This window comes from Pseudomonas sp. stari2, from assembly GCF_040760005.1.
In the GTDB taxonomy this organism is placed as follows: Bacteria; Pseudomonadota; Gammaproteobacteria; order Pseudomonadales; family Pseudomonadaceae; genus Aquipseudomonas.
The window spans coordinates 86,679-106,841 of sequence record NZ_CP099760.1; the positions used below are offsets into that span (position 1 = coordinate 86,679).

Consider the following 20,163-nt stretch of genomic DNA (forward strand, 5'->3'; position numbering starts at 1 on the left):
CGCTGTTTTACAACACGGAATGTTCCGACTTAAACCAGGGACTCTTCTTACATAAATCTGTTTCATGCCTTGTTAGCGTGCCGGCCAATGTTCGCGTGCGCTGACCAGGGAGGGTTTCGACATCACGCCAAATTTCCCTCTCTGCTTAAGGACAAGCGTATGTCTGGAGCTGTCATTTCTGCGCGCTTTACGCTGCAGATTCCCGCCGTTCGCAACGACTTCAAGGTGTTGGCTTTCGAGGGTTCCGAGGCCGTCGGCACGCTGTATGCCATCAAGGTAGAACTCGTCTGCGAGGTTCATGATTTCGACATGGAACCTTTGCTTGGTCAGCCGGCGTTCCTGCGCTTCGGACTGAATGGCGAAGGTATTCACGGGTGCATCGAGGATGTACAGGCCGGCGAGTCGGGAAAGCGCCTGTCGCACTATGGCCTGACACTGGTTCCAGTCCTCCACTATTTGCAGTTCAGTCACGATCAACAGATTTTCCAGAACCAGACTGTCCCGCAAATCATCACCCAAGTGCTCAAACGGCACGGCATCCTTGCCGATGCGTTCAGGTTCCATGTCCGGACCTTGCCACCACGCGCATACTGCACCCAGTACGGTGAAAGCGATTTCGAGTTCATCCAGCGCCTGTGCGCCGAAGACGGCATCACATGGCATCACCAGCATTCTGTGGAGAGGCATTTGCTGGTGTTCACCGATGACACGGTGTTCCTGCAGACATTGCACGCAACAACCTACCGGCACGACAGCGCGATGGTGGCGGAGCACCCGGTGGTCCACCGGTTTTCCTGGCACGCCCGAACACGTACCAGCCGCGTCACCCGTCGAGACTACGATCTGAAGCGCCCGCACCTGTTGCTTGAAAGCCGCTTTGTCGCCGATTTCACACCCGGACTTGAGGACTATCGATACCCGCTGGCGATGGAGAACGAAAAACGTGGCAAACAGCTTGCCCGTCAGGCCCTGGAACGCCATCGCGCCGATTATGAAACGGCCGAGGGTCACAGCAACCAGCCAACCCTGCGCTGTGGCCACCTGTTCGAACTGACCGAACATCCCCGCAAGCAATGCAACGGACTGTGGCAATTACTTGAGGTCACGCACACCGGGCGACAACCTCAAGTTCTGGAGGAACACGCTACACACGAAACCGCTTCTGCAGACGGTTTTACCCAGGGATATCGCAACAGCTTCCGCGCCATACCTGCCGAAGTGGTTTTCCGCCCGCCTCTATCTGCGCGCCGTCCTCCGTTGGTGAGCCAGACGGCTCGGGTAACCGGGCCAAAAGGTGAAGAGATCTACTGCGATGAGTTCGGTCGCGTGAAGATCGAATTCCACTGGGACCGGGCCGAGCTGAACTGCGAACGCAGCAGTTGTTGGGTACGAGTGTCGTCGAACTGGGCCGGAAACGGTTTTGGCGCAATGACCCTTCCCCGCGTCGGAATGGAAGTCGTGGTGACCTTTCTGGAGGGCGACCCCGATCAACCACTGATTACCGGTTGCGTGATCAACAAACTCACACCCGCGCCTTACAGATTGCCCGAGCACAAGACCCGCACCGTACTGCGCAGTCGCAGCTCACCCGACACCGGCGGCTACAACGAACTGACGCTAGAAGACCGCGCCGGCCAGGAACTGGTTTACCTGCGCGCCCAACGAGACATGGAGCGGCAGATCCTCCATGACAGTCGACTGGAGGTCGGACGCGATCGACGAGAAAGCATCCAGGGCAGCAGCCAGACATCTGTCGGCAAGGTCATTGCCGTCGAGGCGGGACAGCACGTGCAGATCAAGGCCGGTGCCAATGTGGTGCTGGATGCGGGCGCCAGCATCACGCTGAAAGCAGGCGGTCATCACATCGTGATCGACGAGGGCGGGATCTTCAGCAGTACCGAGATTGTGATGGGCGGCGAGGTATCCAGGGATGGATCTGCCAAGCGTTTTGTGTCGCAGGCCATGGGTGATCCGGCAGCAAGACAGACGACCGCCTCGCAACCCTCCCCAGAGGAAAGCGAGCTCGAAGAAGAGGAAGAAGAAGTCGAGCTGGAGGATGAAACGCCTGCCGGGATTACGTTGAGGATTGGCGTGTTTTTCGATGGGACGGGGAACAACCTGTTTAACAGCGAACACGTAAAGGGCTGTCATGCACGAGATGTAAATCTGGAAAAGGAAGCCGAGGACATTCAAAAGTTCTGCCAAATGAACGGATATGACGCAAAGGGCAATGCGCCGGATAACAGCTATGGGAATGACACCAGCAATGTGGCGAAATTGTTTGGGTTGTATAGAGATGACCAAGTTCGGCATCTGAGTGAGGACGAAACTATTGGGTACATCCCGATCTACCTTGATGGCATCGGCACCAGCAGGCATGAAGGTGACTCGACCCTTTCGCAAATAACCGGCACAGGTGCACAAGGAATAGTGGCGAAAGTTCAACAAAGCCCGGCTCGTATCCTGGATGGGATTCGCCTTTTCGAGTTGGCGAACCCGACCCGCAAGATTAAGGCAGTTCAATTCGACATCTTCGGCTTCAGCCGCGGCGCCGCAGCGGCGAGGCACTTTGCAAATGAAGTGTTAAAAGGCGAGCAAAGCCCATTGGCCCGCCTCATCCCGGCAGACTCTCCGCTATTTCTTGAGGGTTTCTCCTGGCGCGCCAACAGCGATTCCAGCATCAACTTTATCGGCATCTTCGACACGGTTGCCGCCGTAAGCAGTATGGCTGACGGCGATTTCAGCGCTCATGACGCCAACAACCCCGGCATCAACCTGTATCTGGCGCCCGGCATGGCGAAGAAAATCGTGCATCTGGTTGCCCAGGACGAGCGTCGCCACAACTTTTCGCTCAACAGCGCCGGCAATGCCGACATTGTGTTGCCAGGCGTTCACGCTGACTTGGGAGGCGGGTATCTGCCGGGTTTCGTTGAACGAGTACTGCTTGGCAAGCCACGCTGCAGTCGCGATGTGGACTTCAATACCCCGTCATCGGCAACCAATGCTTATCGATTGGCTGAACAGGAACTCCATCGGCTTCAGGACCAATTGCGGCTTTATGGGCTACCCCTTCAAGTGAAAAACTGGGCAGTGGAAACGGTCAGTAACGTCAAGGGCGACAGGCGAAAGTCAAAAAATGTGTATGCGGCAGTCTATTGCGAACGCATCGTGCGCAATGATCTGTCCCTGATTTACCTGCGAATCATGCGGGAGTTGGCGACCCGGAACGGTGTCGAGTTCGAAACGATTAACGAAGAAGCTCAGAGTTACGCGTTACCAGAAGAGCTCATGGGTATTGCCCAGAAATTGATGGCTTATGCGCTGGGCGAAACCCGCAATACCGGTCTTGGCCTGAACGAGCATGCGGTACTCGCTCAACGCTACATCCATCTGTCATCCAACTGGAATGCTGCGAAGGGTTTGAACGAATCCGAATTGAGCATCCTGTTTATCAATCGTCCTGCCGAAAAGTCTGTTCGCGTGGTGCACCCCAATGCATGAGAACTCATACATGCTCAAAATTGGCTTCACATGGATATTGGTTGTCTTGCTGGGCGGCTGCGCATCCAGTAGCACAAGTTCACTGCCTTATGATGGCTGGATGCTCAGGTTCTTCACACCCGACTACATGGAGGCCTGGATCGAAACTGCCGATGTCGTGGACGTTAACAAACGCGTATTTCTGGAGGCAGCCTGGGGAGTTCCAGCGTTTGTCTATCCTCGACCGCACAGTAAAGGTGTACCCACCACTTTTCGTGGGCAGGCATCAGGATGGCCAGAACATCCGGTAGGCAAAGGTCGACGTGTCACGGGGGCCGCGCTGCCCTATCTGGTTTACGTCCGCTGGCAGTCCATGGCCGAACCACAAACTTACAGGGCCTTCATAAAAATCCCGGATTCAGTGCGTCAGACAATGCTCAAGGGTGAGAGAGCTTTCTGTAGGGCAGACGGCAAGTGGATCACGGATTACCGAAATATGATGGTCATCGGCCTCGCGCCAGGCGGCATCACCAAGGTCTGGCTGGGTGGCCGATGTCTTTTGTCGACCGAGGTCATGCGAGTCCAGGGCAAGATCTATCCCAAAGGCCCCTACGATGGCAAAACCAACGGAAGACACAGGGAGTTCTATGAAGAGTCCAGGGCTTACATCGAAAAATACGGCATCCCCTACGGAAGCTGGTAAAGCATCACACCTCCTCCAGTTACTTGCCAATCTGCAGTCACTGAACAAAGGGATCCATAAACAATAAAAGGGAGCTTTAAAACCAACATGAGCGGTAAACACAATAAACAATCAATATCGGGGATTGGATGCGCTCTGGTTGTCATGCTGACGCTCACAACCAGCACCTCTGTTCGAGCGGAAGGCTGCGTTGGTATTGGATGCCTGGTGAACGGTGGTCCCCTGGAGTTCTCAATGCTGACGGGTATCGGCTTGCTTTTCACCGTGGCGGGACCGTTCATTTCCACTTCGGAAGCCAGTGCAAACAAATCCTCGAAACATTACACCCAGGCCCTGATAGATGATGCAGCTACACATCTGGCGACGGAGGGCGAATACGAAAGCCCCATACTCGAGTCCGAGTGGCGTCAATACCTGAAATCCTATGGGCACCAGCCAAGCAAGGACGAGTTCGCCAGAATGGTGATGGCCACCTACGGGTAACCGGCCAAGACAAATGCCATTACGATCTGCCAAGACCGGCTCGGCTGGTCAACAGCCAACAAAAATGGGCATCCGACCGCAATCGAGATGCCCATTTTTTATTCCGCTCCCCCGCTGTGCGGGCTCTGGATTACGGATTGACGCTGTCTTTCAACGATTTGCCCGGCTTGAACGCAACAGTGTTGCTGGCCTTGATTTTGACGGGTTCCCCGGTTTGCGGGTTTTTGCCGGTGCGGGCACCGCGGTGGCGTTGCAGGAAGGTGCCGAAACCCACCAGCGTGACGCTGTCCTTGCGGTGCAAGGCGCCGGTGATTTCTTCGAGAACGGCGTTGAGAACGCGGTTGGCCTGCTCTTTGGTCAGATCTGCTTTTTCAGCGATTGCAGCGGCGAGTTCTGGTTTACGCATTAGTGAAGCCCCTTTGAGTCGGTTTTTTGTTGTTATGTCCGTGCTGTTCTCGTTGGAACAGCGCCCAAGGCGCCGCAGGCTCTACTCTGCGGCAGACGGGAGTGAGGATGGCACGCGGTTAAGGGCGGCGCCAGTCTCCCCGCGACCTTTGTGGGGGCAAAAGCGGGGTGATTCCGACAGAACGACCGGTATTTACGCCAGCAAGGCCGGAAGCTGCTTGTTCAGCGCAAGTTTTTCCATCACCGCCGCGCCAGTCAGGGCGTAACCGAGCAATTGCCCTTGCGCATCGTGACACAGCGCCTTGACGTCGGCGCCCTGCCCTTCGACGGTCCAGACGCCTTCACGGCCCCGTGGCGGCGGCGAAACCACCAACGGGCAGACCGGGGTTTTCACGGTGATCGGCATCGGTCCGTAGTTCACCACAGTCGGGTTGCCGGCCAGGGTCTGTGCCAGCGCTCGCGCACAACTCATGAGGGGCATGACGTACAGAAGATTCAGCCCGTCGACCTCGGCGCAGTCGCCCAAGGCGTAAATATTGGCGTGAGAGGTTTGCAGATGACGGTCGACCACCACACCGCGGTTGGTCTGGATGCCGGCAGCCGCTGCCAGATCAATCCGTGGGCGCAGGCCGATGGCCGACACCACCACATCGCACGGGATGACCTGACCGTCGGAGAGGTGTGCTTCCAGCCCATCCGCGACTTTCTGCAAACGGGTCAGCACCGGGCCGAGGTGGAAACGGGCTCCGAGACTTTCCAGCCCGGCCTGCACCGCTGCGGCAGCGGACGGGTGCAACAGGGTCGGCATCACCTGCTCGCACGGCGCAACCAGTTGCACTTCGTAGCCGCCGAGGATCAGGTCGTTGGCGAACTCACAGCCGATCAGACCGGCACCGAGCAGCAACACCCGACGCTTGCCCGCCACGGCCGCGCGAAACCGTGCGTAGTCTTCGAGATCGTTGATCGGGAACACCAGATCCCCAGCATCGCCTTCAATCGGCACACGCACGGTTTCGGCGCCCCAGGCGAGGATCAGGTCGCGATAACTCACCGCTTCCTCGCCGATCCACAGCCGCTTGTGGCCCGGGTCGATGCCGCTGATGCGGGTGTGGGTGCGGATCTCGGCCTTCAACTGCTCGGCCATGGCGCCCGGTTCGGCCATGCTCAGGCCGTCGGCGTCCTTGTTCTTGCCAAAGCCGGTGGAGAGCATCGGCTTGGAGTAGGAACGACCGTCATCGGCGGTAATCAGCAGCAGCGGGGTTTCGCCATCGAGTTTGCGAAACTCGCGGGCCAGGTTGTAACCCGCAAGCCCGGTGCCAACGATTACGACAGGTGCGCTCATGCCCTACTCCTCAGTGTTTTCTCAGTTGATTTCGATCATTTCGAAGTCCATCTTGCCGACGCCGCAGTCCGGGCACAGCCAGTCTTCCGGCACGTCCTGCCACAGGGTGCCCGGCGCAATACCATCATCCGGCCAGCCGTCGGCTTCGTTATAGATCAGGCCGCAGACCACACATTGCCACTTTTTCATTCAGGTACTTCCTCAGGGTTCAGGCTTTAGCCGGCGCGGACGGTCGATGGTGCAGCGCTGCCGTCCGGCTCAGGGCGTTTTGTACTGATGGTACCGGCCAGATGCAAGCCTGTTCGGCGCAATGGCGGCCCGGATCAATCAAATTCGCGGTGCGCCATGGTAAGCTCGCCGCCTCATTTGCTGCCAATAATGACTCATTGTGCAACTCAAAAACGCCCCGTTGTGGCGCCCGCAAAGCCACCTGACACCCCTCCCCGACACGTCCACGCTCGACTGGCTGTTCGACGAAGGCTCCCTGACCCGCCGGCTGACGCGCCTGTCCGATGACGGTTTCAGTGTCACGCCGCTGTTCGAAGGCTGGCAGACCCTGCGTGACGACGAATGCGCGGCGCTGGACCTGGCCGAAGGCAGCGAAGGCTGGGTGCGCGAGGTGTATTTGCGCGGGCGTGGCGAGGCGTGGGTGTTCGCCCGCAGCGTGGCCTCGCGCAGCGCCTTGCAGGGCGACGGGTTGCATATGGATGAGTTGGGCAGCCGCTCGCTGGGCGAACTGCTGTTCTGCGATCACGCGTTCCAGCGGCGCGCCATCGAAGTCTGCCATTACCCGGAACACTGGCTGCCCGAGGATTCCCGGGCCATCGGTCTGTGGGGCCGTCGTTCGCGTTTCGACCGTGGTGCATTGAGCGTACTGGTGGCGGAGATTTTCCTGCCCACGCTGTGGGAAGCCGTCCGCGCCCGTCCGGAGAACTGCTGATGTATCAAAGCCTGCTCAAATCCCTGAATCGCCTGAACCCTCGCGCCTGGGACTTCATCCAGTTGACCCGCATGGACAAGCCGATCGGCATTTACCTGCTGCTGTGGCCGACACTCTGGGCGCTGTGGATTGCCGGTAAAGGTTCGCCGTCGCTGGCCAACGTCGTGATTTTCGTCCTTGGCGTGGTGCTGACTCGTGCCGGCGGCTGCGTCATCAATGACTGGGCCGACCGCAAGGTCGACGGCCATGTGAAGCGCACCGCCGAACGCCCGCTCGCTGCTGGCCGGATCAGCTCGAAAGAGGCGCTGGTGTTCTTCGCCCTGCTGATGGGCATGAGCTTCCTGCTGGTGCTGTGCACCAACGCCGCGACGATCTGGCTGTCGCTGGGTGGCCTGGCGCTGGCGTTCACTTATCCGTTCATGAAGCGCTACACCTATTACCCGCAGGTAGTGCTGGGTGCGGCGTTTTCCTGGGGCATGCCGATGGCGTTCACCGCCGAAACCGGTGAGCTGCCAGCGACTGCCTGGCTGCTGTGGATCGCCAACCTGCTGTGGACGGTGGGCTACGACACCTATTACGCGATGACCGACCGCGACGATGACTTGAAGATCGGAGTGAAATCCACGGCGATCCTGTTCGGCGAGGCGGACCGGGTGATCATCCTGACCTTGCAGGCCCTGTCGCTGGGCTGCCTGTTGCTGGCCGGATCGAAGTTCGAGTTGGGGATGTGGTTCCACCTCGGCCTGCTGGTGGCGGCCGGGTGCTATGCCTGGGAGTTCTGGTACACCCGTGATCGCGACCGGATGCGCTGCTTCAAGGCGTTCCTGCACAACCACTGGGCCGGTTTGGCGATTTTCGTCGGGATCGTGCTGGATTACGCGTTGCGCTGACCTCAAAGCATCGCGGCCCGAGGCAATGCCTGCGGGCCGCGATGCTGTTTCACTGCCGATGGCTTACTTGTGCTCGTGAACCACATGCCACGCGTCCATCTTGCCGTCACCCATCATGTCACCTGGTTTGGCGTCCATCTTGAAGGTATACAGCGGCTTGCCGTCGTAGGCGTACTGCATCTTGCCGTCATCGCGCTTGATCACCGTCCACTTGCCCTCTGCCTTCGCACCTGCCGGTGCCATCATCGGAGGCCAGTTCTCGGCGCATTTGTCGTTGCACATCGACTTGCCGCCAGCGTCCTTGTCGAACGTGTAAACGGTCATGCCTTTGTGGTCGACCATCATGCCGTCTTTCATCATCGCCGGTTCGGCCGCCATCGCCAGTCCGGGCAGGGTCAGGGCAGCGGCCATCAGCAGAGTTTTAAAGGAAGTAGTCATTTGAGTCATGGAAACCTTCTTTTGTGGTTGTCAGGATTCGGACTTAGAGCTTAGTTCAGGATTTGCACAATCGCCGCCGGACTAAAATACTGTCACACGACTGCAATAATTCCGTTATCTAATGCGGCGCAAGACAGTTAAATGACAAGAGGATTAAGGCATGGTTGGCAGGAGCATTCTGATCGTCGACGACGAAGCGCCCATTCGCGAAATGATCGCCGTTGCGTTGGAAATGGCCGGCTATGACTGCCTCGAGGCAGAGAACTCGCAGCAGGCGCACGCCATTATCGTCGACCGCAAACCGGACCTGATCCTGCTCGACTGGATGCTGCCCGGCACCTCCGGCATCGAGCTGGCCCGCCGCCTCAAGCGTGACGAACTGACCGGGGACATCCCGATCATCATGCTCACCGCCAAGGGCGAAGAAGACAACAAGATCCAGGGCCTGGAAGTCGGCGCCGACGACTACATCACCAAACCGTTTTCCCCACGCGAACTGGTGGCTCGCCTCAAGGCCGTGCTGCGCCGCGCCGGCCCGACCGATGGCGAAGCGCCGATCGAAGTCGGCGGCCTGCTGCTCGACCCGATCAGCCACCGCGTGACCATCGACGGCCGTCCGGCCGAGATGGGCCCGACCGAATACCGTCTGCTGCAATTCTTCATGACCCACCAGGAACGCGCCTACACGCGTGGTCAGTTGCTGGATCAGGTCTGGGGCGGCAACGTCTATGTTGAAGAGCGCACGGTCGACGTGCACATCCGGCGCCTGCGCAAGGCCCTCGGCGACGCCTACGAAAATCTGGTACAAACCGTGCGCGGCACCGGCTATCGGTTCTCCACCAAGGCCTGAGCCGACCGCCAGACTCGCTGACAAGGACCGTATTTCCCGTGAATCAAAACTGGCATGGCACCCTGATTCGCCACATGCTGTTGCTGGTCACCGGCTGCCTGGTGATCGGCCTGATCACCGGCTACTACGGCTGGAGCCTCGCGGCGGGGCTGGGCCTGTACCTGGCCTGGACGCTCAAGCAACTGCTGCGCCTGCACGAATGGCTGCGCCTGCACCAACCCGATGAAGCACCACCCGACGGCTACGGTCTGTGGGGTGAAGTGTTCGACAGCATCTACCACCTGCAACGCCGCGACCAACGGGTACGCGGGCGACTGCAAGCGGTGATCGACCGCGTTCAGGAATCCACCGCTGCGTTGAAAGACGCGGTGATCATGCTCGACAGCGACGGCAACCTGGAATGGTGGAACCGCGCCGCCGAAACCCTGCTCGGCCTGAAAACCCCGCAAGACAGCGGCCAGCCGGTGACCAACCTGGTCCGCCATCCGCGCTTCAAGGAATACTTCGAGCAGGAAAGCTACGCCGAACCGCTCGAAATCCCTTCGCCGACCAACGACCGCGTGCGCATCCAGCTGTACCTCACGCGCTACGGCAACAACGAACACTTGATGCTGGTGCGCGACGTCACGCGCATCCATCAACTGGAACAGATGCGCAAAGACTTCATCGCCAACGTCTCCCACGAGCTGCGCACCCCGCTAACGGTGATCTGCGGCTATCTGGAAACCCTGCTCGACAACGTCGAGGAAGTGAACCCGCGCTGGAGCCGTGCCCTGCAGCAGATGCAGCAACAGGGTGGGCGCATGCAAACCCTGCTCAATGACTTGCTGCTGCTGGCCAAGCTGGAAGCCACCGATTACCCGTCGGACAACCAGCCCGTGCACATCGACACCCTGTTGCAGTCGATCAAGAGCGATGCACAGCAGCTGTCGGGGTCGAAAAATCAGAAAATCACCCTGGAAGCCGACGCCAGCATCCTGCTCAAGGGCAGCGAGGCGGAACTGCGCAGCGCGTTTTCCAACCTGGTGTTCAACGCCGTCAAATACACCCCGGCCGAAGGCAATATCCGCATCCGCTGGTGGGGCGACGATCAGGGCGCGCACCTGAGCGTGCAGGATTCCGGGATCGGCATCGACAGCAAACACCTGCCGCGCCTGACCGAACGCTTCTACCGCGTCGACTCCAGTCGCAACTCCAACACCGGCGGCACGGGCCTGGGCCTGGCCATCGTCAAACACGTGTTGCTGCGCCATCGTGCGCGGATGGAGATCAGCAGCGTGCCCGGCCACGGCAGCACGTTCACCTGCCATTTCGCCCCGGCGCAGGTCGCCCAGGCACGGCTCATCAGCGCCGCTGAGTAATGCCGGACTAGGCAATCGCCAGGTCAGCCGCTACATTGGCTGACTTGCGCCTGCCTATCAGGCGCGATTTCTTATCTCTTACGAATCACACGGAACCCGCATAACTCCATCATGGACCCTTCCCCTGGCTTGTCCCTCGCAACAATATTCGCCGATTTCGGCATGATTCTTTTCGCTCTGATCCTGGTTCTGCTCAACGGCTTCTTCGTTGCGGCGGAGTTCGCCATGGTCAAACTGCGCTCGACCCGGGTCGAAGCCATCGCTGAACAGCACGGCTGGCGCGGGCATATCCTGCGCACCGTACACAGTCAGCTCGATGCGTACCTCTCGGCGTGCCAGCTCGGTATCACCCTCGCCTCCCTCGGCCTGGGCTGGGTCGGTGAGCCGGCGTTTGCGCACATTCTCGAGCCGCTGCTGAGCGCGGTCGGCGTGCAGTCGGCCGAAGTCGTCAAAGGCATTTCGTTCTTCACCGCGTTCTTCATCATTTCCTACCTGCACATCGTGGTCGGCGAACTCGCACCCAAATCCTGGGCGATCCGCAAACCCGAATTGCTGTCGCTGTGGACGGCGGTGCCGCTGTACTTGTTCTACTGGGCCATGTACCCGGCGATCTACCTGCTCAACGCCAGCGCCAACACCATCCTGCGCATCGCGGGGCAAGGCGAGCCCGGCCCGCATCACGAGCACCATTACAGCCGTGAAGAACTGAAACTGATCCTGCACTCCAGCCGCGGCCAGGACCCAAGCGACCAAGGCATGCGCGTGCTGGCCTCGGCGGTGGAAATGGGCGAACTGGAAGTGGTCGACTGGGCCAACTCCCGGGAAGACCTGATCACCCTCGAGTTCAACGCCCCGCTGAAAGAAATCCTGGCGATGTTCCGTCGCCACAAGTTCAGCCGCTATCCGGTGTACGACAGCGAGCGCAAGGAATTCGTCGGCCTGCTGCACATCAAGGACCTGCTGCTGGAACTGGCAGCGCTGGATCACATTCCCGAGTCGTTCAACCTCGCCGAACTGACCCGACCGCTGGAACGCGTATCGCGGCACATGCCGCTGTCGCAGTTGCTTGAGCAGTTCCGCAAGGGCGGCTCGCACTTCGCGGTGGTTGAAGAAGCCGACGGCAACATCATCGGCTACCTGACCATGGAAGACGTGCTGGAGGTGCTGGTCGGCGACATCCAGGACGAACACCGCAAGGCCGAGCGCGGCATCCTCGCCTACCAGCCAGGCAAACTGCTGGTGCGGGGCGATACGCCGCTGTTCAAGGTCGAGCGCCTGCTGGGTATCGACCTGGACCACATCGAAGCCGAAACCCTCGCCGGGCTGATCTACGAAACCCTGAAACGGGTACCGGAAGAGGAAGAAGTGCTGGAAGTCGAAGGCCTGCGGATCATCATCAAGAAGATGAAAGGCCCGAAGATCATTCTGGCCAAGGTGCTGATGCTCGACTGACGGGGATTACCGCTTGCCCAACGCAAAGTTGGGCAATGCCCCCAGCGGCTGGTTGAACTGATACGGAATCGATACCAGCCCCCCTCCTGTATTGCGCTGCACCACGAAGTGCAGGTGCGGGCCGCTGCTGTTGCCGGTGTTGCCGGACAGCGCCAGCGGACTGCCCACCGCCACTCGCTGCCCTTCCCGCACACTCACCGACCCTTGCTTGAGGTGCAGGTACACGCCCATCGTGCCGTCGTCGTGCAGGATCCGTACGAAATTGCCGGAAGGATCGGTACCGCGCCCGCTCTGGGAATTCTCGGTCTTCACCACCACGCCAGCCCGGGCCGCGATGATCGGCGTACCGACCGGCATGGCGATATCCATCGCATATTTGTTCTTCGGCCCGTAGTGGCTGTAATCGCCATTAGCGCCCTGACTCAGACGGAACGGTCCGCCCCGCCACGGAAACGGATAGCGATAGCTCTGAGCCGCACCTGCGGGGTCACCGAGGGAATACTGGAACATCGGCGTGTACACCAGCGGCTTGCCACCGGACACCGCCGTCAGCAGCGCCAGCCGCGTATTGCTGCGCGCCGGCAGTACCCGGCGGATCGTTTCCGTCGGCGCACCGCGCACATTGCTCATCCCGGTGAACGCCAGCGCGACCTCCACCGGTGCATACAGGTCGTTGCGCACGAATACCACGTCCGTGCCCTTCTGCTTCTTGATGTCGAGATAGACCTGACGCTCGAGCCTCTCGACCATCCGGTCCTGAAACACGAACACCTGGGAGCCTTTGCTCGGACGGTCGCTGTACGAAACCACTCCGTTGGCATCGGTGGATTTGTAGATCGTCATGGCCACAGTCGAGGTGGAGGCCATGAACAGACCACAGAAAAACAGCAGGCGCAGGAGCATGGGCAAAAGTTCTGTCGAGTAAGGCCTGGGAATGAGCCTAGCAGCTGAAGCAGACCAGGCTAGTCGACAGATGTTTCAAATTTGGCACAGCACAAAACAAAAGGCCGCAGCCCGGGGCCGCTCACGCATTGGAATACTCTCCTTTGCGGGGCTGACCCAGGCTGCGACCTTTTTCGCCGCGACGCTTACGCGCCCGGAACGAAGTGCTTCTGCGCCGTGCCGCGGGCGATCAGGCGGGAGATGTAGTCGAGCTTCTGCGCGTCCTGGTCGACGAAGCGGAAGGTCAGTTGCAACCAGTCGCTGTCGGGTTTCGGCTCGTGGGCGACGACGGCATGCAGGTAGCCGTTGAGGCGGGCGATTTCGGCGTTGTCGCCCTGCTCCAGATCGAGCACGGCACTGTCGAGGATCTGCGGCAGGGTGTCGGTGCGTTTCACCACCAACAGCGCTTCCTTGATGCTCAGGGCCTTGATCACGCATTGCTGGGTGCCGCTCGGCAGGCGCAGTTGGCCCTGACCGCGACCACCGGCCGGAGCGCTGGAGGCTGCCGGGGCTTTCACGGGCGGGCTGTTGAGCAGGCCACGCTGTGGCGCGGCGGCAGGTGCCGGGGCCGCAGCGGCAGGCTTGGCAAACGGGTTGGCCGCAGCAGCAGCCGGTGCGGAACCGACCACGGCAGCCTTGCCGCCGGTCAACGCGCTCAGCGAGTCGTTGCCGAATGCCGAGTTCATCTTGGTCGGAGCGCTGTTCATCAGGGTGTCGAGCTTGCCGACCTTGTTCAGGGCCTGCTTGACCTTGGTCAGCAGTTGCTCGTTGGTGAACGGCTTGCTGACGTATCCGGTGACGCCGGCCTGGATCGCCTGCACGACGTTTTCCTTGTCGCCCCGGCTGGTGACCATGATGAACGGCATGGTCTTGAGGTTGTCCTGCTCACGGCACCAGGTCAGCAGTTCGAGGCCGGACATTTCCGGCATTTCCCAGTCGCACAGCACCAGGTCGAAGGCTTCCTTGGCCAGCATGGCCTGAGCCTTCTTGCCGTTGATGGCGTCCTCGGCGCGGATCCCCGGGAAGTAATTACGCAGGCACTTTTTCACCAGGTCACGAATGAACGATGCATCGTCCACGACCAACACACTGATCTTGCTCATCCAACACCCCTATTAAAATCCCGGCAAGCATAACGCTGGCTGATGGCACATTGCCAAAACTCTTCAGTCACGCCGGGACTTTTCGTTCGCGGGTGCTGCTTTTTAATTCGCTCTTCAACTCGGATCTGCCTTCTGAAAAGCAGAAACAAAAACGCCCGGCCAAAGGGCCGGGCGCTTTTCTCAGGCAATCTTACTTATCGTCAGCATCACCCGGAACATTAGCGGTTTCGCCGCTTGTCCCTTCAACTTCTTCCTTCATGCGCTTGAGGCCCATGTGGCGCACGTCGGTGCCGCGCACCAGGTAGATCACCAGCTCCGAAATATTGCGCGCGTGGTCGCCGATCCGCTCCAGCGAACGCAGCACCCAGATAATGCTCAAGACCCGCGAGATAGAGCGCGGGTCTTCCATCATGTAGGTCGCCAGCTCACGCAGGGCGGTCTTGTATTCGCGGTCGATGATCTTGTCGTACTGCGCCACCGACAACGCCAGGTCGGCGTCGAAGCGGGCAAAGGCGTCCAGCGCATCGCGGACCATGTTGCGCACCTGGTCGCCGATGTGGCGCACTTCGACGTAACCGCGCGGTGCCTCGCCTTCTTCGCAAAGCTGGATCGCGCGACGGGCGATCTTGGTCGCTTCGTCGCCGATGCGCTCAAGATCGATCACCGACTTGGAAATGCTGATGATCAGACGCAGGTCGGACGCCGCCGGCTGACGACGGGCCAGAATGCGCAGGCATTCTTCGTCGATGTTGCGTTCCATCTGGTTGATCTGGTCGTCGATCTCGCGCACTTGCTGGGCCAGGCCCGAGTCGGCCTCGATCAGCGCGGTGACCGCGTCGTTGACCTGCTTCTCGACCAGCCCGCCCATGGCCAGCAGGTGGCTGCGCACTTCTTCCAGTTCGGCGTTGAACTGCGCGGAAATGTGATGGGTAAGGCCTTCTTTACTAATCATGTTGGCGTCCTTGGAGCGTCCGGTAAGGTGCGGCGGGCCGCAGCGTCAATTCAGTGAGCGACAACCAGTGTCTGCTAGCCGTAACGACCGGTGATGTAGTCTTCGGTCTGCTTCTTGGCCGGATTGGTGAACAGGGTATCGGTGTCGCCGAATTCCACCAGTTTGCCCATGTACATGAACGCGGTGTAGTCGGACACCCGCGCCGCCTGCTGCATGTTGTGGGTCACGATGACGATGGTGAACTTGGATTTGAGTTCGTAGATCAGCTCTTCGACTTTCAGGGTCGAGATCGGGTCGAGGGCCGAGCACGGTTCGTCGAGCAGCAGCACTTCCGGTTCCACGGCGATGGTGCGGGCGATCACCAGACGCTGTTGCTGACCGCCGGACAGGCCGAGTGCCGAGTCATGCAGACGGTCTTTCACTTCGTCCCACAGGGCCGCGCCCTTCAGTGCCCATTCGACGGCTTCATCAAGGATGCGCTTCTTGTTGATGCCCTGGATGCGCAGGCCGTAGACCACGTTTTCGTAGATGGTCTTCGGGAACGGGTTGGGCTTCTGGAACACCATGCCGACCCGGCGACGCAGCTCGGCCACGTCCTCGCCCTTGCGGTAGATATTATTGCCGTAGAGGTTGATCGCGCCTTCGACGCGGCAGCCGTCCACCAGGTCGTTCATGCGGTTGAAGGTACGCAGCAGCGTGGACTTGCCGCAGCCGGACGGGCCGATGAAGGCGGTCACGCGCTGTTTCGGGATGTTCATGCTGACGTCGTACAGCGCTTGTTTCTCGCCGTAGAACAGACTCAGGCCCGGCACTTCGATGGCCACGGTTTCCTGCTCGAGGTTCAGGCTCTGCTTGTCGCGGCCCAGGGCAGACATGTTGATGCCGTGGGTATGTGTTTCGTGCTGCATGGGAGATCCCCTGTGCTAACAAATTCGGTTCGGTTGGCTGCCGGGAATCAGGCCGGCAGCCCTTCAATTCTTGTAACGGCGATCAGCTGTCCAGCGCCTTGTACTTCTCGCGCAGGTGGTTACGAATCCACACCGCCGACAAGTTGAGCACGGCAATCACCAGCACCAGCAGCAACGCGGTGGCGTACACCAGCGGTCGCGCGGCTTCAACGTTCGGGCTCTGGAAGCCGACGTCATAAATATGGAAGCCCAGGTGCATGATCTTCTGATCCAGGTGCAGGTACGGGTAGTTGCCATCAACCGGCAGCGACGGCGCCAGTTTCACCACACCCACCAGCATCAGCGGCGCCACTTCACCGGCGGCGCGGGCCACCGCGAGGATCATGCCGGTCATCATGGCCGGGCTGGCCATCGGCAGAACGATCTTCCACAGGGTTTCAGCCTTGGTCGCGCCGAGGGCCAGCGAACCTTCACGCACGGTGCGCGGGATCCGCGCCAGACCTTCTTCGGTGGCCACGATCACCACCGGCACCGCCAGCAGCGCCAGGGTCAGCGACGCCCAGAGCAGACCCGGCGTACCGAAGGTCGGTGCCGGCAGCGCTTCCGGGAAGAACAGACGGTCGAGCGAACCGCCCAGCACGTAAACGAAGAAGCCCAGACCGAACACGCCGTAAACAATCGCAGGAACACCCGCCAGGTTGTTCACCGCGATCCGGATAACCCGGGTCAGGGTGTTCTGTTTGGCGTATTCACGCAGGTAAACCGCCGCCAGCACGCCGAACGGGGTCACGATCATCGCCATGATCAAAGTCATCATCACGGTGCCGAAGATCGCCGGGAAAATCCCGCCTTCGGTGTTCGCTTCACGCGGGTCGTCGGACAGGAACTCCCAAACCTTGTTGAAGTAGAAGCCGACCTTGGTGAAGGTGCCCATCGCGTTCGGCTGGTAGGCGTGAACCACTTTGCCCAGGCCGATTTCGATTTCCTTGCCGTTGGCATCGCGAGCGGTCAAAGCGTCGCGGTTGAATTGCGCGTGCAGATCGGCCAGACGGGCTTCGACGTCCTGATAGCGGGCGTTCAGCTCGGCACGTTCGGCGTCCATGTCCGCTTGCGCGGTGGCGTCGAGCTTGCCCTCCAGTTCCAGTTTGCGACCGTGCAGACGGATGCGCTCGAGACCGGCGTTGATCGCGCCGATGTCGGTTTTTTCCAGGGTCTTGAGCTGCGCGGCAAGGCCGTTCACGCGGTTGATCCGCGCTTGCAGCTCGGGCCAGGCCGCTTCGCCCTCGGCAATCACTTTGCCGTCCTGTTTGACGTTGACCAGGTAGCCGTAGAAGTTGCCCCACTCACGACGCTCCAGCGCCATCAGCTCCGGCGGGTTCTTCTGGTCAGTCAGCCACTCGCCGACGATCCAGGTGAAGTCGTTGCCGTTCAGGTCGCGGTTGCCGACCTTGATCAGCTCGCGGGTCATGAATTCCGGGCCCTGGTCAGGCACCGGCAAGCCGGCGCTCTTCAGGCGTGCGCGGGGCACTTCTTCCTTCTGCACCACTTCGCCGATGACCAGGTGATTGCCTTGGCCAGGGACGTTGTAGCTGGCGTGGATCAGGTCCGCCGGCCAGAAGTGACCCAGACCACGCACGGCAATCACCGCCAGCAGGCCAATGGTCATGATGACCGCGATGGACACCGCGCCACCGCTGATCCAGACGCCCGGGGCGCCGCTCTTGAACCATCCATTCAGGGAGTTCTGTTTCACAGACTTCTACCTTTCTTAAAGCGACGAGTATTTCTTGCGCAGACGCTGACGAATCAGTTCCGCGAGGGTGTTCATGACGAAGGTGAACAACAGCAGCACCAGCGCCGAGAGGAACAGCACGCGGTAGTGGCTGCCGCCGACTTCCGACTCCGGCATTTCCACCGCAACGTTGGCGGCCAGGGTGCGCAGGCCTTCGAACAGGTTCATTTCCATGACCGGGGTGTTGCCAGTGGCCATCAGCACGATCATGGTTTCACCGACCGCACGGCCCATGCCGATCATCAGTGCCGAGAAGATGCCCGGGCTGGCGGTCAGGATGACCACGCGAGTCATGGTCTGCCACGGCGTGGCACCGAGGGCCAGCGAGCCCAGGGTCAGGCCGCGCGGCACGCTGAACACGGCGTCTTCGGCGATCGAGTAGATGTTCGGGATCACCGCGAAGCCCATGGCCAGACCGACCACCAGTGCGTTGCGCTGGTCGTAGGTGATGCCCAGGTCGTGGGAGATCCACATGCGCATGTCACCGCCGAAGAACCAGTTCTCCATGAACGGGCTCATGTACAGCGACAGCCAGCCCACAAACAGAATCACCGGGATCAGCAGCGCACTCTCCCAGCCGTCCGGGACTTTCAGGCGGATCGACTCAGGCAGGCGGCTGAAGGTGAAACCGGCCACCAGGATGCCGATCGGCAGGAGCATCAGCAGGCTGAAGATGCCCGGCAGATGCCCTTCCACATACGGTGCGAGGAAAAGACCTGCGAAGAAGCCGAGGATCACCGTCGGCATCGCTTCCATCAGCTCGATCACTGGTTTGACCTTGCGGCGCATGCCCGGGGCCATGAAGTACGCGGTGTAGATCGCAGCGGCAACGGCCAGTGGTGCCGCCAGCAGCATCGCGTAGAACGCGGCTTTCAGGGTGCCGAAGGTCAGTGGCGACAAGCTCAGTTTCGGTTCGAAATCGGTGTTGGCCGCAGTCGATTGCCAGACGTATTTAGGCTCGTCGTAGTTCTCGTACCAGACCTTGCTCCACAGCGCGCTCCACGATACTTCCGGGTGCGGGTTGTCGAGCAACAGCGGTTGCAGCTTGCCGCCGGCCTCGACGATCACACGGTTGGCGCGTGGCGACAGACCGAACAGGCCCTGTCCTTCGACCACCTGATCAACCAGCAAGGTGCGATGCGCGGTGCTGTGAAACACGCCAAGCTTGCCGCTGGCATCCAGTGCGAGGAAGCCTTTGCGACGCTCTTCAGCGGTGATTTCAACGATCGGCGTCTTGCCCATCTGGAAGGTGCGGATCTGCTTCAGGCGCAGCTCGCCATCGGTGTCGCGGGCCATGAACCACTGGGCCAGGCCACCGGTGGAGTCGCCGACGATCAGCGAGATGCCACCCACCAGTTGAGTGGCGGCAGTGACTTGCGCGTCGGCGTTTTCCAGCAGCTTGTAGCGACCGTTGAGGCTCTTGTCGCGCAGGCTGAACACGTCGGCCTGAGCACGACCGTTAACCACATACAGCCATTGCTGGCGCGGGTCGACGAAGATGTTTTTAACCGGTTCAGTCATCTGCGGCAGATCAATGCGCTTCTGTTCGTTGGTGACTTCGCCGGTCATCATGTTTTCTTCGCTGGTCAGCGACAACACATTGAGTTGCGAACCGGTGGAGCCGACCAGCATCAGGGTCGAGTCGGAGGCGTTGAGGCTGACGTGCTCCAGCGCACCGCCGCTTTCGTTCAGCGCAATCGGCGTCTCGCCGTACGGGAACTCGATCGCCGGGGCGATGGTTTTCTTGCCTTCCGGGTAGCTGACTTTATAGGTGTGACGGAACACCAGCGCCTGACCGTTGGACAGACCCACGGCCACCAACGGATGGCCCGGCTGGTCTTCGCCGATGGAGGTCACGCTAGTGCCTGCCGGCAACGGCAGATCGACGCGCTTCAATTCAGCGCCACTGTCGATATCAAAGAACAGCGCCTGGCCCTTGTCGGAAACGCGCATGGCCACCTGATTCTGCTCTTCGAGCGAAATCATCAGTGGCTTGCCGGCGTCCTGCATCCAGGCCGGGGTGATAGCGTCTTTCGCAGTCAGGTCAGCGCCCTTGAACAGTGGCGCAACGACGTAGGCGAGGAAGAAGAAGATCAGGGTGATGGCTGCCAGTACCGCCAGA

At 60.3% G+C, this 20,163-nt stretch carries 18 protein-coding genes; 8 read left to right on the top strand and 10 right to left on the bottom strand.

Translation table 11 applies throughout. The features are described 5' to 3' along the window. Positions 1-159 precede the first annotated feature (159 nt). From tssI to NH234_RS00425, 3 genes are all read left to right on the top strand, one after another. Positions 160-3,501: a type VI secretion system tip protein TssI/VgrG gene (gene tssI / locus NH234_RS00415; RefSeq protein WP_367255287.1), complete on the top strand. Its 3,342-nt coding sequence runs from the start codon at positions 160-162 to the stop codon at positions 3,499-3,501. Then, positions 3,494-4,183: a DUF2931 family protein gene (locus tag NH234_RS00420; protein WP_367255288.1), complete on the top strand. Its 690-nt coding sequence runs from the start codon at positions 3,494-3,496 to the stop codon at positions 4,181-4,183. The genes tssI and NH234_RS00420 overlap by 8 nt, the downstream gene beginning before the upstream one ends. Positions 4,184-4,270: 87 nt before the next feature. Then, on the top strand, positions 4,271-4,666 hold the full coding sequence (locus NH234_RS00425; protein ID WP_367255290.1) for a hypothetical protein: 396 nt from the start codon (positions 4,271-4,273) through the stop codon (positions 4,664-4,666). A 130-nt stretch (positions 4,667-4,796) separates the two neighbouring features. Here the strand turns inward: NH234_RS00425 and NH234_RS00430 are convergent, their stop codons facing one another. From NH234_RS00430 to NH234_RS00440, 3 genes are all read right to left on the bottom strand, one after another. Next, positions 4,797-5,072, bottom strand: coding sequence for an HU family DNA-binding protein (locus NH234_RS00430; RefSeq protein ID WP_003213368.1), 276 nt, complete (start codon positions 5,070-5,072; stop codon positions 4,797-4,799). A 192-nt stretch (positions 5,073-5,264) separates the two neighbouring features. After that, the gene (locus NH234_RS00435; RefSeq protein WP_367255292.1) at positions 5,265-6,413 is read right to left on the bottom strand and encodes an NAD(P)/FAD-dependent oxidoreductase; all 1,149 of its coding nucleotides are present in this window, start codon (positions 6,411-6,413) and stop codon (positions 5,265-5,267) included. Between the two features lie 21 nt (positions 6,414-6,434). Next, positions 6,435-6,602 carry a rubredoxin gene (locus NH234_RS00440; RefSeq protein ID WP_007954349.1) on the bottom strand — a complete coding sequence of 56 codons (168 nt, stop codon included), beginning with the start codon at positions 6,600-6,602 and terminating at the stop codon, positions 6,435-6,437. Between the two features lie 199 nt (positions 6,603-6,801). On the opposite strand from NH234_RS00440, the gene NH234_RS00445 reads away from it, so the two are divergent. Both NH234_RS00445 and ubiA read left to right on the top strand, forming a co-directional pair. Next, entirely contained in the window at positions 6,802-7,353 is a 552-nt protein-coding gene (locus NH234_RS00445; protein ID WP_367255294.1) for a chorismate lyase, read from the top strand. Further along, positions 7,353-8,243 carry a 4-hydroxybenzoate octaprenyltransferase gene (ubiA, locus tag NH234_RS00450; protein WP_367255297.1) on the top strand — a complete coding sequence of 297 codons (891 nt, stop codon included), beginning with the start codon at positions 7,353-7,355 and terminating at the stop codon, positions 8,241-8,243. Before NH234_RS00445 ends, ubiA begins: the two co-directional genes overlap by 1 nt. Before the next feature lie 63 nt (positions 8,244-8,306). On the opposite strand, the gene NH234_RS00455 is transcribed toward ubiA, so the two are convergent. After that, the gene (locus NH234_RS00455) at positions 8,307-8,690 is read right to left on the bottom strand and encodes a hypothetical protein (RefSeq protein ID WP_367255298.1); all 384 of its coding nucleotides are present in this window, start codon (positions 8,688-8,690) and stop codon (positions 8,307-8,309) included. Between the two features lie 151 nt (positions 8,691-8,841). Between NH234_RS00455 and phoB the strand changes: the two genes are divergently transcribed. The 3 genes from phoB (at position 8,842) to NH234_RS00470 (ending at position 12,344) form a co-directional block, all read left to right on the top strand. Next, on the top strand, positions 8,842-9,531 hold the full coding sequence (phoB, locus tag NH234_RS00460) for a phosphate regulon transcriptional regulator PhoB (RefSeq protein WP_003229608.1): 690 nt from the start codon (positions 8,842-8,844) through the stop codon (positions 9,529-9,531). Between the two features lie 74 nt (positions 9,532-9,605). Continuing rightward, positions 9,606-10,892 carry a phosphate regulon sensor histidine kinase PhoR gene (gene phoR, locus NH234_RS00465; RefSeq protein WP_256576007.1) on the top strand — a complete coding sequence of 429 codons (1,287 nt, stop codon included), beginning with the start codon at positions 9,606-9,608 and terminating at the stop codon, positions 10,890-10,892. Positions 10,893-11,003: 111 nt separating this feature from the next. Continuing rightward, positions 11,004-12,344 carry a hemolysin family protein gene (locus NH234_RS00470; RefSeq protein WP_007954342.1) on the top strand — a complete coding sequence of 447 codons (1,341 nt, stop codon included), beginning with the start codon at positions 11,004-11,006 and terminating at the stop codon, positions 12,342-12,344. A 6-nt stretch (positions 12,345-12,350) separates the two neighbouring features. Here the strand turns inward: NH234_RS00470 and NH234_RS00475 are convergent, their stop codons facing one another. The 6 genes from NH234_RS00475 to NH234_RS00500 form a co-directional block, all read right to left on the bottom strand. Continuing rightward, complete coding sequence (locus tag NH234_RS00475; protein WP_085731340.1) at positions 12,351-13,247, bottom strand: M23 family metallopeptidase; 897 nt, start codon at positions 13,245-13,247, stop codon at positions 12,351-12,353. Between the two features lie 185 nt (positions 13,248-13,432). After that, positions 13,433-14,389, bottom strand: a complete 957-nt coding sequence (locus NH234_RS00480) for a response regulator (RefSeq protein ID WP_367255301.1) — start codon at positions 14,387-14,389, stop codon at positions 13,433-13,435. Between the two features lie 190 nt (positions 14,390-14,579). Continuing rightward, entirely contained in the window at positions 14,580-15,341 is a 762-nt protein-coding gene (phoU, locus tag NH234_RS00485) for a phosphate signaling complex protein PhoU (protein ID WP_007954334.1), read from the bottom strand. A gap of 74 nt (positions 15,342-15,415) precedes the next feature. Then, positions 15,416-16,249 (bottom strand): phosphate ABC transporter ATP-binding protein PstB, encoded by an 834-nt coding sequence (gene pstB, locus NH234_RS00490; protein WP_065258233.1) that lies wholly within the window; start codon positions 16,247-16,249, stop codon positions 15,416-15,418. A gap of 82 nt (positions 16,250-16,331) precedes the next feature. Further along, a complete protein-coding gene (pstA, locus tag NH234_RS00495; RefSeq protein ID WP_367255304.1) occupies positions 16,332-18,002 on the bottom strand; it encodes a phosphate ABC transporter permease PstA in 1,671 nt (556 codons plus the stop codon). Between the two features lie 15 nt (positions 18,003-18,017). Next, positions 18,018-20,051, bottom strand: a complete 2,034-nt coding sequence (locus tag NH234_RS00500) for an ABC transporter permease subunit (protein WP_367257267.1) — start codon at positions 20,049-20,051, stop codon at positions 18,018-18,020. Between the last annotated feature and the right edge of the window lie 112 nt (positions 20,052-20,163).

Excerpts from the sequence above, each read along its gene's own strand:
- pstB (WP_065258233.1), bottom strand. The coding sequence starts at position 16,249 with ATGCAGCACGAAACACATACCCACGGCATCAACATGTCTGCCCTGGGC.
- NH234_RS00470 (WP_007954342.1), top strand. The coding sequence starts at position 11,004 with ATGGACCCTTCCCCTGGCTTGTCCCTCGCAACAATATTCGCCGATTTC.
- phoB (WP_003229608.1), top strand. The coding sequence starts at position 8,842 with ATGGTTGGCAGGAGCATTCTGATCGTCGACGACGAAGCGCCCATTCGC.
- NH234_RS00455 (WP_367255298.1), bottom strand. The coding sequence starts at position 8,690 with ATGACTCAAATGACTACTTCCTTTAAAACTCTGCTGATGGCCGCTGCC.
- tssI (WP_367255287.1), top strand. The coding sequence starts at position 160 with ATGTCTGGAGCTGTCATTTCTGCGCGCTTTACGCTGCAGATTCCCGCC.
- NH234_RS00500 (WP_367257267.1), bottom strand. The coding sequence starts at position 20,051 with ATGCAGGACGCCGGCAAGCCACTGATGATTTCGCTCGAAGAGCAGAAT.
- NH234_RS00480 (WP_367255301.1), bottom strand. The coding sequence starts at position 14,389 with ATGAGCAAGATCAGTGTGTTGGTCGTGGACGATGCATCGTTCATTCGT.
- NH234_RS00430 (WP_003213368.1), bottom strand. The coding sequence starts at position 5,072 with ATGCGTAAACCAGAACTCGCCGCTGCAATCGCTGAAAAAGCAGATCTG.
- NH234_RS00475 (WP_085731340.1), bottom strand. The coding sequence starts at position 13,247 with ATGCTCCTGCGCCTGCTGTTTTTCTGTGGTCTGTTCATGGCCTCCACC.
- NH234_RS00420 (WP_367255288.1), top strand. The coding sequence starts at position 3,494 with ATGCATGAGAACTCATACATGCTCAAAATTGGCTTCACATGGATATTG.
- ubiA (WP_367255297.1), top strand. The coding sequence starts at position 7,353 with ATGTATCAAAGCCTGCTCAAATCCCTGAATCGCCTGAACCCTCGCGCC.
- phoR (WP_256576007.1), top strand. The coding sequence starts at position 9,606 with ATGCTGTTGCTGGTCACCGGCTGCCTGGTGATCGGCCTGATCACCGGC.
- NH234_RS00440 (WP_007954349.1), bottom strand. The coding sequence starts at position 6,602 with ATGAAAAAGTGGCAATGTGTGGTCTGCGGCCTGATCTATAACGAAGCC.
- NH234_RS00435 (WP_367255292.1), bottom strand. The coding sequence starts at position 6,413 with ATGAGCGCACCTGTCGTAATCGTTGGCACCGGGCTTGCGGGTTACAAC.
- NH234_RS00425 (WP_367255290.1), top strand. The coding sequence starts at position 4,271 with ATGAGCGGTAAACACAATAAACAATCAATATCGGGGATTGGATGCGCT.
- phoU (WP_007954334.1), bottom strand. The coding sequence starts at position 15,341 with ATGATTAGTAAAGAAGGCCTTACCCATCACATTTCCGCGCAGTTCAAC.